General features: G+C 54.4%; 9 protein-coding genes. 6 read left to right on the top strand and 3 right to left on the bottom strand.

Annotated features, from left to right (window positions below; all coding sequences use genetic code 11):
• Positions 1-786 (bottom strand): type IV pilus biogenesis protein PilM, encoded by a 786-nt coding sequence (locus QVF11_RS23540; protein ID WP_287859647.1) that lies wholly within the window; start codon positions 784-786, stop codon positions 1-3.
• 117 nt (positions 787-903) lie between these two features.
• On the opposite strand from QVF11_RS23540, the gene mrcA reads away from it, so the two are divergent.
• Positions 904-3,462 (top strand): peptidoglycan glycosyltransferase/peptidoglycan DD-transpeptidase MrcA, encoded by a 2,559-nt coding sequence (gene mrcA / locus QVF11_RS23545; protein WP_287859649.1) that lies wholly within the window; start codon positions 904-906, stop codon positions 3,460-3,462.
• Between the two features lie 56 nt (positions 3,463-3,518).
• Here mrcA and nudE read toward each other — a convergent pair whose 3' ends face one another.
• Positions 3,519-4,079, bottom strand: a complete 561-nt coding sequence (nudE, locus tag QVF11_RS23550; protein WP_110275067.1) for an ADP compounds hydrolase NudE — start codon at positions 4,077-4,079, stop codon at positions 3,519-3,521.
• A gap of 330 nt (positions 4,080-4,409) precedes the next feature.
• Between nudE and QVF11_RS23555 the strand changes: the two genes are divergently transcribed.
• The 5 genes from QVF11_RS23555 to pckA all read left to right on the top strand — a co-directional run bounded on the left by QVF11_RS23555 (position 4,410) and on the right by pckA (position 10,566).
• A complete protein-coding gene (locus QVF11_RS23555; RefSeq protein WP_142513326.1) occupies positions 4,410-6,539 on the top strand; it encodes an intracellular growth attenuator family protein in 2,130 nt (709 codons plus the stop codon).
• Between the two features lie 61 nt (positions 6,540-6,600).
• Positions 6,601-7,284 (top strand): GMP/IMP nucleotidase, encoded by a 684-nt coding sequence (yrfG, locus tag QVF11_RS23560; protein ID WP_112214778.1) that lies wholly within the window; start codon positions 6,601-6,603, stop codon positions 7,282-7,284.
• Positions 7,281-7,682, top strand: a complete 402-nt coding sequence (gene hslR / locus QVF11_RS23565; RefSeq protein WP_287859654.1) for a ribosome-associated heat shock protein Hsp15 — start codon at positions 7,281-7,283, stop codon at positions 7,680-7,682. Before yrfG ends, hslR begins: the two co-directional genes overlap by 4 nt.
• Before the next feature lie 18 nt (positions 7,683-7,700).
• Positions 7,701-8,585, top strand: a complete 885-nt coding sequence (hslO, locus tag QVF11_RS23570; RefSeq protein ID WP_287859805.1) for an Hsp33 family molecular chaperone HslO — start codon at positions 7,701-7,703, stop codon at positions 8,583-8,585.
• Positions 8,586-8,943: 358 nt separating this feature from the next.
• The gene (gene pckA, locus QVF11_RS23575) at positions 8,944-10,566 is read left to right on the top strand and encodes a phosphoenolpyruvate carboxykinase (ATP) (RefSeq protein ID WP_287859657.1); all 1,623 of its coding nucleotides are present in this window, start codon (positions 8,944-8,946) and stop codon (positions 10,564-10,566) included.
• Positions 10,567-10,631: 65 nt separating this feature from the next.
• On the opposite strand, the gene malQ is transcribed toward pckA, so the two are convergent.
• The gene (gene malQ, locus QVF11_RS23580; protein ID WP_287859659.1) at positions 10,632-12,725 is read right to left on the bottom strand and encodes a 4-alpha-glucanotransferase; all 2,094 of its coding nucleotides are present in this window, start codon (positions 12,723-12,725) and stop codon (positions 10,632-10,634) included.
• Positions 12,726-12,733: the final 8 nt, after the last annotated feature.

Raw genomic sequence — 12,733 nt, forward strand, 5'->3', positions numbered from 1 at the left:
TTAACGCGCACCCAACGCAAGGCCCAGCGCAACCGTAAAGCTATCGCCACAGGGCGGAAGCGGAGGCTGCAGACGATGTATTACGCTCCAGGCATCAAAGCTTTGCCCGTCGAACGATTCGGAAGTACAGAGGCGAAACTCACCGGCGTTAACCTGTGAAACCAGCCGGAGAAAAGAAGGGGTTTCGCTGCATAAATTCCATCCCCAGTTATCTGCGGTAGCCCACAGCCAGGTCGATTCATCTCGCCATGCCAGTCCATGAGTTTCAGCCGGTAGCCAGGGAAAAAAGGCGCTGAGTACGCTGGCATCCGGAACAATTCCGGCGACGCTTAACTTGAGTCGCTCCGCAAGGCGACGCAGCGCGTCAACGTCTAAGCGCTGCGCCGCCGTTACCTGCCAGCCATCACCCGTTCCGGTAGCCGAATAATCAACACATAATGAGGAAGCTGGCATTTCCAACTGCTGCGCCATCGCGCTGCTGATCCATGTTGCCTGTTCGCTTTCTCTTAACGAGACCTGAGGACGCGGCAAACGCTTTTGCAACGTGCGCGCCGCCGGGAGCGCAATACAAACCTGATGCTGCATTGGCAGCTCGCGCCGCCAGCTTTGCAACTGTCGGGCCAGCGCCTCAACGTCGACAACCACTCCCTGACGCACGGTGCCGGGCGTCAGGGGAATAATCCACCAGCGCCGCAGTGCCCAGCGGGAGCGTTCAAACAACAGCGCTACGATGGCAATACGGTCCTGCTGAATATGCATTCCTATGCGCCAGTTTCTAAAAGCCATGCCTACGATCTCCTTATCCGCCAATATGGTTCGCTATATCAATGCACCAGGCTTGCCTTTATACTACTGCGCGTTTGTTTATAAACTGCCCAAGTAAAACTAAATGAGAAATCTCCGGTGAAGTTCGTAAAGTATCTTTTCATCCTTGCAGTCTGTTGCGTACTGCTGGGAGCAGGCTCGATTTTTGGTCTCTATAAATATATAGAGCCGCAGCTTCCTGACGTCGCGACCCTGAAGGATGTGCGTCTGCAAATCCCGATGCAGGTTTACAGTGCGGATGGCGAGCTGATTGCGCAATATGGCGAGAAACGCCGTATCCCTGTCACCTTGCAGCAAATACCACCTGAGCTAATAAAAGCGTTTATCGCCACTGAAGACAGCCGATTTTATGAGCATCATGGCGTTGATCCGGTCGGTATTTTCCGCGCCGCCAGCGTCGCCATGTTCTCCGGTCACGCCTCACAGGGTGCCAGCACCATCACTCAGCAGCTGGCGCGTAACTTCTTCCTGAGTCCAGAAAAGACGCTGATACGTAAGGTCAAAGAGGTCTTTCTCGCAATCCGCATCGAACAGTTGCTCAATAAAGACGAAATTCTTGAGCTGTACCTGAATAAAATCTATCTCGGCTACCGCGCCTATGGCGTCGGCGCAGCCGCGCAGGTTTATTTTGGTAAATCCGTCGATCAGCTCACTCTGAGCGAGATGGCAGTGATTGCGGGCTTGCCGAAAGCTCCTTCAACCTTTAACCCGCTCTACTCCATGGACCGCGCCACCGCCCGCCGTAACGTCGTTCTGTCGCGTATGCTGAGTGAAGGCTACATCACGCAGTCGCAGTACGATCAGGCGCGCAGCCAGGCTATCGACGCACGCTATCATGCGCCGGAAATCGCCTTCTCAGCCCCCTACCTCAGCGAAATGGTGCGTCAGGAAATGGTCAATCGCTATGGCGAACTGGCTTATGAAGATGGTTATCGTGTCTACACCACCATCACCCGGAAAAACCAGCAGTCTGCCCAACAGGCGGTACGTAACAACGTTCTGGATTACGATATGCGCCACGGCTATCGCGGCCCGGCCAGCGTATTGTGGAAAGTGGGTGAAACGCCATGGGATAACCAGAAAATCATTGCTGCGCTGAAAAAGATACCGGGCTCTGGCCCTCTCTCCCCGGCGGTAATCACTTCGGCAAATCCGCAGGAGGCCGTTGCTCTGTTGAGCAACGGAACGTCGGTATCGCTGAATATGTCAGGGGTTCGCTGGGCGCGTCGGTTTGTTTCTGATACTCAGCAAGGCGCTACACCGCGCAAAGTGACCGATGTCCTGCAAACCGGGCAACAAATTTGGGTCCGCCAGGTCGGCAGCGACTGGTGGCTGTCTCAGGTACCGGATGTGAACTCGGCGCTGGTATCCATCAACCCGCAAAACGGCGCGATTATTGCGCTGGTCGGTGGTTTTGATTTCAACCAAAGTAAGTTCAACCGTGCGACTCAGGCCTTACGCCAGGTCGGTTCTAACATTAAGCCGTTCCTCTATACTGCAGCGATGGATAAAGGCTTAACGCTGGCGAGCATGCTTAATGATGTGCCTATTTCCCGTTGGGATGCGGGTTCTGGCTCTGACTGGCGGCCGAAAAACTCACCTCCGCAATATGCTGGTCCTATCCGTTTACGCCAGGGGCTGGGTCAATCGAAGAACGTCGTCATGGTTCGCGCCATGCGTGCCATGGGCGTGGACTACGCCTCAGAGTACCTCCAGCGCTTCGGCTTCCCGGCACAGAACATCGTGCGAACCGAATCACTGGCGCTGGGTTCAGCGTCTTTCACACCGTTACAGGTCGCTCGCGGTTATTCGGTGATGGCGAACGGAGGTTTCCTGGTTAGCCCGTATTTCATCAGTAAAATTGAGAACGATCAGGGCGGCGTCATTTTCGAAGAACGACCGAAAATTGCCTGCCCGCAGTGCAATTCGCCAGTGATTTACGGTGATACGCCAAAATCAGACGTGCTGGAAAATAAAGACGTCGAGGACGTTGCCACCTCCCAGGAACCGCAAAACGCCAGCGTTCCGCCGCAGCCACAGCTTGAGCAGGCCAACCAGTCACTGGTCGCGCAGAGTGGCGCTCCTGAGTATGCGCCGCACGTGATCAATACGCCGTTGGCCTTCCTGATCAAGAGCGCCCTTAACACCAATATTTTCGGCGAACCCGGCTGGATGGGTACCGGCTGGCGTGCGGGTCGCGACCTGCAACGTCACGATATCGGCGGTAAGACAGGGACCACCAACAGCTCGAAAGATGCGTGGTTCTCCGGCTATGGCCCTGGCGTGGTGACGTCGGTATGGATTGGCTTTGATGACCACCGCCGCGATCTGGGTCGTACAACCGCCTCAGGCGCAATCAAAGATCAGATTTCTGGCTACGAGGGTGGAGCCAAAAGCGCCCAGCCGGCCTGGGATGATTTTATGAAAAAGGTTCTGGAAGGCGTACCGGAGGAGCCGTTAACGCCGCCGCCGGGCATCATCACGGTGAATATCGACCGCAGCACCGGCCAGTTGGCCAGCGGAGGTAACAGCCGCGCTGAGTACTTTATCGAAGGCACCCAGCCCACCCAGCAGGCGGTTCATGAAGTCGGCACCACCATCACCGATGGCGGCGGCGAAACCCACGAACTGTTCTGACAAAAAAAGCGCCTGCGGGCGCTTTTTCTTTGCTTAATACTTTATTTCGCGACTGGCTACAGTCGGCCCTGCTCCTGCAACCATTCGCGCAACAGGAACAGCGCACTGACGTTACGAGCCTCATGAAAGTCCTCTTCATCAAGCAGCGCCATTAGCTGCGATAGCGGCCAGCGAACCTGCGGTAGCGGCTCTGGCTCATCACCCGGTAGTGATTCCGGATAAAGGTCTTCCGCCACCAGAATATTCATCTTGCTGGAGAAATAAGATGGGGCCATGCTCAACTTTTTCAAAAACGTCAGCTTTTGCGCGCCAAAACCGACCTCTTCTTTCAGCTCACGGTTGGCAGCCTCGAGCACGCTTTCACCCGGGTCAATCAGGCCTTTCGAAAAGCCTAATTCATAGGACTCGGTCCCAACAGCGTACTCGCGAATCAATATAATATGGTCATCGACAATCGGCACAATCATCACGGCTTCACGAGTAGAGGGCCGCATCCGTTCATACACCCGGCGAACGCCGTTGCTGAACTCAAGGTCCACGCTTTCAACGTTAAAAAGTCGCGAACGCGCTACCGTTTCAACATTGAGAATGGTGGGTTTTTGTAATGATTTGCTCATTGTCATCGGTCTATGCTGTGATTACAGAGGTCATTGTGCGACACGCAGCACGGTTTCGGCAATTCAATTCGCCACTAATTTACATAGTTGCAACTTTATAGTTTTAGATGTAATTGATACAAAGACCAAAAAGTCAATAGGTTGAATGGTATTTGAGAATTTACCGATTCCTGGATTTTAACGTTTTTGATAAGGTTGTATGCTGCTGTGCTACACAATGATTTTTCCCGTTTTTACATGACAGATGCCGATTGCGTACACCTGGTTTACTTAAGTGTGAATGGCAACCAACGATACCAGTAAGAAAAGAATAACTATGATGGGATGGGCATGGGCACCTTTCTGATTTTTTTGACAGCTCTGCTAATCTGCGCGTTGCTTATAGGCTGGTGGTATCGATCGCATGCCAGACGCCGCCGCCTTCCTCTGTTGCATGCCTTCAGTGACGCCGCGACGCGCAAGCTTTCTGATGAAGAGCGTAGCGCCGTAGAAAAATACCTCGAAGGCCTCAGCCGCAATCAGCAATTGCCAGCCTCAGGTGCCAGTATTGCACCGGTAAATATCGCGTTGAACGAACAGAGTGACACCGTTTTTACCGTTACTCGCGCAATTACTCGCTATGGCATCAACACTGACGACCTGAATAAATGGCGCTACTTCCTTGATTCAGTGGAAATTCATCTTCCTCCGTTCTGGGAACAACATATCAATGATGAAAACAGCGTTGAATTAATTCCAACCGATAGCCTGCCCCTGGTCATTGCCCTTAATGGCCAAACGCTAAGCGACTATCCGCAAGAATCTCTCGGGTTTGCTCTCGAACGCACCTCCGCAACCCAGGCATCGATTCGTGGGGAAGAGAGCGAGCAGATTGAACTGCTAAGCATTCGTCCGGAAACATCGGAAGAACATGCGCTCAGCCGCCCCGACGGCCTTCGTGAAGCCGTTCTGATCGTTGCTGCTTTCCTGCTGTTTTATTGCAGCCTGATAAGCCCCGATGTGTTTTCCCCGTGGCTATTAGGCGGTGGTTTACTGTTGCTACTCGCTGGTGTCTGGGGTATCTACGCTCCGCCGCGCAAAATGTCGCTACGAGAAATTCACTGCCTGCGCGGCATGCCCAAGCGCTGGGGATTATTTGGCGAAAATAACCAGGAACATATCAACAATATCTCCCTCGGTATTATCGACCTGATCTATCCGCGCCACTGGCAACCGTGGATTACGCAGGATCTCGGCCAACAAACGGATGTAGACATCTACCTCAGCCGTCACGTCGTTCGCCAGGGGCGTTTCCTGTCGCTGCATGATGAAGTTAAAAACTTCCCGCTTCAGTACTGGCTACGTAGTGCGATTATTGCCGCAGGAGCGCTGCTGGTGGTAGTGATGCTGTGGGCAAGCGTGCCGCTGAATATGCCCTTTAAGTTCACCCTGTCGTGGCTGAAAGGTGCGCAAACTATCGAAGCCACAACGGTTGCCCAACTGGATAAGTCGCAGGTCCGCATCGGCGATACGCTGCGCCTGAAAGGAACCGGCATGTGTAATATCCACACGCCAGGAACCTGGACGGCAAAAGAGAACTCGCCGTTTATGCCCTTCGACTGTTCGCAAATCATCTGGAATGATGCGCCTCCCCTGCCGCTGCCGGAATCCGACATCGTCAGTAAGGCCAGCGCACTGATGCAAACCGTTCAACGCCAGCTCCATCCCGAGTCGAATGATGAATCTCGCGTTAGCCCGGCGCTGCGTTCCGCTATTCAGAAATCCGGGATGGTACTGCTCGACGACTTTGGCGATATCGTCATAAAAACAAGTGACCTGTGTTCAGCGAAAGACGACTGCGTTCGCCTGAAAAATGCGCTGGTTAACCTTGGCAACACGCGCAACTGGGAAACTCTGACCAAACGCGCCAATACGGGCAAGCTGGATGGCGTCAACGTGCTGCTACGCCCGGTAAGCGCAGAATCACTGGAGAATCTGGTCACCACCTCCACCGCGCCGTTTGTCAGCCGTGAAACGTCACGTGCGGCCCAAGCGCTAAACAGTCCGGCCCCTGGTGGTTTTTTAATTGCCAGCGATGAAGGCAGCGACCTGGTGAATCAGCCATGGCCGACGACCGGACTATACGATTACCCCGCTCACCAACAGTGGAACGAACTGCAGCGACTGGCGGGAATGCTGATGCATACATCGTTTCATGCGGAAGGAATCGTCACAAATCTTTATACCGATGCCAACGGCACGCAGCATATCAACCTGCACCGTATTCCCGACCGCACCGGTCTGTGGCGTTATCTGGGAACAACTTTACTGCTGCTGGTGATGCTGGGCTGTATGGGGTATCACGGTATCCAGGCAATTCGTCGCTACCAGCGTCACCGTCAGCGTCAGGAAGAGATCCAGAAGTATTACGAAAGCTGCCTGAATCCGGTTCTACTTTCCTCTCCAGACCCGCAAGATTAATTCTCTGCGCGACGCGGTGTGATACCCTGTCGCGCAATTCCCCCCTCGTTGGAGACTTACCATGCACTTTGATATCGCCTGGCAGGAGGTTGATACCGTTCTGCTGGATATGGACGGCACGCTGCTCGACCTCGCCTTCGACAACTATTTCTGGCAAAAACTGGTTCCGGAAACCTGGGGGGCGACGCAAGGCCTCAACCTGCAGGAAGCCAGAGAGGCGATGTACCAGGAATATCACGCTGTGCAACATACGCTAAACTGGTACTGCCTGGACTACTGGAGCGAGCGCCTGGGTTTGGATATTTGTGCGATGACCAGCGAGCAGGGGCCACGAGCCGCACTGCGTGATGATACCGTTCCGTTCCTTGATGCGCTTAAAGCCAGCGGCAAACGCCGTATTTTGCTGACTAACGCCCATCCACATAATCTGGCGGTAAAGCTGAAGCACACCGGGCTGGATGCGCACCTTGATTTATTACTTTCCACCCACACATTTGGTTATCCGAAAGAAGATCAGCGGTTGTGGCGTGCCGTTGCTGAGGAAACCGGCTTCAACGCGCGCAAAACGCTCTTTGTTGACGACAACGAGGCGATTCTGGATGCGGCCGAAGAGTTTGGCATTCGTTATTGCCTGGGCATAACCAACCCCGATTCCGGGCTGGCTGAAAAAAGCTACGCTCGCCATCCAGGGCTAAATGACTACCGACATCTGATTCCCTCACTGACCCCGCAGGAGAGGCCATGAAAGAAAAACCCGTCGAAGCCGTCAGGCTGGACAAATGGCTTTGGGCAGCCCGCATTTATAAAACCCGCGCCTTGGCGCGCGAGATGATCGAAGGCGGCAAGGTGCACTACAACGGCCAGCGCAGCAAGCCGGGGAAAATTGTCGAGTTGAACGCCACCCTGATGCTCCGCCAGGGCAATGATGAGCGTACCATCGTGGTAAAAGGCATTACCGAACAGCGCAGGCCTGCCAGTGAGGCCGTCGCGCTCTACGACGAGACGGCAGAGAGCATCGAGAAACGCGAGAAAATGGCGCTGGCGCGAAAAATGAACGCGCTAACCATGCCGCATCCCGACAGACGTCCGGATAAGAAAGAACGCCGCGACCTGATGAGATTTAAACACGGCGATAGTGAATAACTGTGGCCAGCAAGAGAGATTATTATGACTCAACACGATCAATTACATCGCTATCTGTTTGAAAACTATGCCGTGCGCGGTGAGCTGGTAACAGTTTCAGAAACTTTAGAACAGATTCTGACAAACCATAGCTACCCGCAGCCGGTTAAAACCGTGCTGGCAGAACTGCTGGTCGCCACCAGCCTGCTGACCGCAACGCTGAAGTTTGCCGGTGATATTACCGTTCAACTGCAGGGCGATGGTCCACTATCGCTGGCAGTAATTAACGGCAACAACCAACAGCAGATGCGCGGCGTGGCTCGCATGCAGGGCGAGATCCCGGAAGGGGCCGACCTGAAGACGATGGTGGGTAACGGATATCTGGTCATTACTATCTCTCCAGACGAAGGCGAGCGCTATCAGGGCGTTGTCGGTCTGGAAGGCGATACGCTGGCGGCTTGCCTGGAAGATTACTTCCAGCGCTCTGAGCAATTGCCAACTCGACTGATCATTCGTAGCGGCGAACACGAAGGCAAACCGATGGCTGGCGGCATGCTGCTGCAGGTTCTGCCCGCACAAGACGCGCAGGCGGCTGATTTCGAACACCTGAGCACGCTAACCGAAACCATCAAAGCTGAAGAGTTGTTCACCCTACCTGCGAACGATGTGCTATGGCGTCTGTACCACGAAGAAGAAGTGACCGTTTACGAGCCGCAGAGCGTGGAGTTCAAGTGCACCTGCTCCTACGAACGCTGCGCTGGTGCGCTGAAAACGCTGCCAGATGAAGAGATCGACAGTATTCTGGCCGATGAAGGAGAAATCGACATGCACTGCGATTATTGCGGTAGTCATTATGTCTTCAATGCGATGGATATTGCCGAGATCCGCAATAACGCCTCACCGGCCGATCCGCAGATCCACTAATCGTTCATCTCGCCAGGGGTTTGGTCGAGGTTTTCCTCCGCCGCTCCTGGCGTCAAGTTTTTTTATCTGCGAGATGAATCGATTCCCCCTGAAAGTATTACGTAATTTTATTTCAGGTAAGCGATTACATTCACATTTCAATAGTTTTTTTAATTACTTTTTAACCATTAAGAAACATCTACCCCCACCAAAGCCCTATTTCCTGAGATAATCCCCCACGCTTCGTGACAGGAGTCACAACGTTTTTCGTAAGTATGCCGTTTGTCGAGATACGTAAATCTATGAGCCTGGTCGCGGTCTATACCCCGTAATAACCCCTACAATTTAAAGCAGTACATATTGGCTAAGGAGCAGTGACATGCGCGTTAATAATGGTTTAACCCCGCAGGATCTCAAGGCTTATGGTATCAATGACGTCCAGGATATCGTCCACAACCCCAGCTACGATACTTTGTATCAGGAAGAGCTAGCCCCCAATCTGGAAGGTTATGAACGAGGCGTATTAACCAATCTTGGTGCTATCGCCGTCGATACCGGTATTTTCACTGGCCGTTCTCCAAAAGATAAGTATATCGTTCGTGACGATACCACCCGCGATACCGTGTGGTGGTCTGACAAAGGCAAGGGCAAGAACGACAACAAACCGCTCTCTGAGGAAACGTGGCAGCACCTGAAGGGACTGGTTACCCGCCAGCTCTCCAACAAGCGTCTGTTTATCGTTGACGCTTTCTGCGGCGCTAATGCTGACACTCGCCTGAGCGTCCGCTTTATTACCGAGGTCGCCTGGCAGGCGCATTTCGTGAAGAATATGTTTATTCGCCCAAGCGATGAGGAACTGGCGACCTTCGAGCCCGATTTCATTGTGATGAACGGTGCAAAATGCACTAACCCGCGGTGGAAAGAGCAGGGACTCAACTCCGAAAACTTCGTCGCCTTCAATCTGACCGAACGCATTCAGCTGATTGGCGGGACCTGGTACGGCGGCGAAATGAAAAAAGGGATGTTCTCCATCATGAACTACCTGCTGCCGTTACAGGGCATCGCTTCCATGCACTGCTCCGCCAACGTTGGGGAAAAAGAGGATGTCGCCATCTTCTTCGGCCTTTCCGGTACCGGCAAAACCACTCTCTCTACCGACCCAAAACGCCGCCTGATTGGCGATGACGAACACGGTTGGGATGACGACGGGGTATTTAACTTCGAAGGCGGCTGCTACGCGAAGACGATTAAGCTTTCCGAAGCCGCAGAGCCTGATATCTACCATGCAATTCGCCGTGATGCGCTGCTGGAGAACGTCGTAGTGCTGGCCGACGGCACGATCGATTTTAATGACGGTTCGAAGACCGAAAACACCCGCGTCTCTTATCCGATCAACCATATCGAGAACATTGTTAAGCCGATCTCTAAAGCGGGCCATGCCACCAAGGTTATCTTCCTGACCGCTGATGCGTTCGGTGTACTGCCGCCGGTTTCTCGCTTGACCGCCGACCAAACCCAGTACCACTTCCTGTCTGGCTTTACCGCTAAACTGGCCGGTACCGAGCGTGGTGTGACGGAGCCGACGCCAACCTTCTCCGCCTGCTTCGGCGCGGCTTTCCTGTCGCTACACCCGACGCAATATGCAGAAGTGCTGGTCAAGCGCATGCAGGCTTCTGGCGCGCAGGCCTATCTGGTCAACACTGGCTGGAACGGCACCGGCAAACGTATCTCGATTAAAGATACCCGCGCCATTATCGACGCCATCCTCGACGGTTCGCTCGATGATGCCGAAACCTTCACTCTGCCGATGTTTGAGCTGCAAATCCCAACCGAGCTGCCGGGCGTGGATACTCATATCCTTGACCCACGCAATACCTACGGTTCGCCAGAGCAGTGGCAGGAGAAGGCCGAGCAGTTAGCGAAGCTGTTCGTTGAGAACTTTGAGAAGTATACCGATACGCCAGCAGGCGCTGCGCTGGTGGCCGCAGGGCCGAAACGCTAATCGTTGCGTCAGAAATGAAAAGCCGGGAATCACTTCCCGGCTTTTTAATGCACTTAGAATAGCTATCAGGCTGGCTTTTTCTTACTTGCCGCCTTACGCCGCTTATCCAGATCCTTAATCAGCTTATTCACCTGCTCATCAGCAAACATTGCCTCCAGCGTGGTAGAGAGCTTACGACGCCAGTTTGGATATTCCGTACTGGTGCCCGGAATATTGACCGGCTCGGCCATCTCCAGCCAATCCTCCGGCTGCAGGCCCAACAGCGCGCTGTTGCTGTCGGCAATATAGCGCTGCATCCCGCGATTGAGGGTCGACGTCATCGCCATCAGCGACGCTTTATGCCCGGTACGCTTTGGCAGGCAACCGTAGCGATGCAGTGCATCCAGCAGCCCCTGTTTTGCCAGCTCGCGATCCTGGTACAGTCCGCGTAACACCACCTCATCCGGATACAGTCCCAACGATTTACCCAAGGTCAGGTCGCCGCTTTCCCAGTAGCCGCGCAGCGTTGGCAGGTCATGCGTCGTTGCCACAGCCATTGATTGCTCCGGATACGCCTTCGGCGCACGGAAAGTTTTCTCGTGGTCATTTTCGAAATAGAGCACTTTGTAGGAGTAGACGCCGCTTTTGCGCAGCTTACCGACGATCTCAACCGGCACGGTACCCAGATCTTCACCGATCACCATACAGCGATGACGCTTACTCTCCAGCGCCAGAATCGACAGCAGGTCATCCACCGGATATTGCACGTAGGCGCCGTGGTCAGCCGTTTCACCGTAGGGGATCCACCACAGACGCAGCACCGACATCACGTGATCGATGCGCAACGCGCCGCAATTTTGCATATTAGCGCGCAGCAGTTCGATAAACGGCTCATAGGCGCGCGACACGATGATATGCGGATCCATCGGCGGCAGGCCCCAGTTTTGCCCCAGCGGGCCCAAAATATCCGGCGGCGCGCCGACGGAAGCTTTCAGGCAGTAGAGCTCGCGGTCACACCAGGTTTCTGCCCCGCCTTCCGCAACGCCAACCGCCAGGTCACGATACAGGCCAATTGGCATGGCATCGTTTTGACTGGTATGCCAGCATTCGGCAAACTGGGTGTAAGCCAGCCACTGCAGCCAAAGGTAAAAATTCACCTCATCGGCATGCTCAGCGCAAAACGCTTTCACTTCCGGGCTATGGGTATCCTGATAAGCCTTCGGCCAGGCAGGCCAGCCCCAGCGCATCGGATCCTGCTTAACCTGCCAGGCGTGCAGCGCGTCAAACGCCGCCTGCCAGTACAGACTTTCGCCCTCACGCGTCACAAACTGACGAAACTCAGCTGTTGCTTCATCATTGCGCGCGGAAAAACCTTTCCACGCCATGCGCAGCGCGGTGATTTTCAACGCGGTCACGGCGCTATAGTCAACGTCATCGGTCTGGCGCGCGGCCTGTAAGGCCTGCTGCGTGGCCGGTGATTGCCACCATTTCTGCGCCTCTTTGCTCTGACGGAAATCGTCTACCGCATTAACATCAATATAGATAACATTGAGCCAGCGGCGTGAAGAGGGGCTGTACGGGCTGGCGCTTTCCGGGTTAGCCGGATAGAGCGCGTGAATCGGGTTGAGGCCGATAAACGAACCGCCGCGACGGGCGATTTCCGGTAACATAACGCGTAAATCACCGAAATCACCAATTCCCCAGTTTTTCTCCGAGCGCAGCGTATAAAGCTGCACGCAGGTACCCCACAGCTTCTTGCCATCCTTCAGCGCCTGCGGCTCGTAGCAGCGCACGGGTGCGACGATAGCCCGGCAGTGCCAGCGATCGCCGTCCTGAGTCAGCGTCAGCGTGTGATACCCTTCCGGCAGCCTTGCTGGCAGCGGCAGCGTTTCACCGCCGCGTACCTGGCCTTGATACTGTTTGCCATCTTCAGTAGTGAGGATCCAGTGGAACTCACCCTGACCTGCCACCGGCAAAGACATCTTTTTGCCGTGGGTAAACACCTGCACCACAGGAAGTGGATTAACCGCCACCTTCGTGGCGATTGTTGTACGATGCATCGCATCAAGCAGGCGCTGCTTGGTGGTTGCCGCGATCGACTGCGGCTTACCATGGGCGTTGATATAGCTTGGGCTGATTCCCGCCGCCAGGGCAGCGTTATCAAGGCGTTTAGTCTCCATAGGCCTGT

Source organism: Klebsiella sp., from assembly GCF_027492335.1.
Lineage (GTDB): Bacteria > Pseudomonadota > Gammaproteobacteria > Enterobacterales > Enterobacteriaceae > Klebsiella > Klebsiella huaxiensis.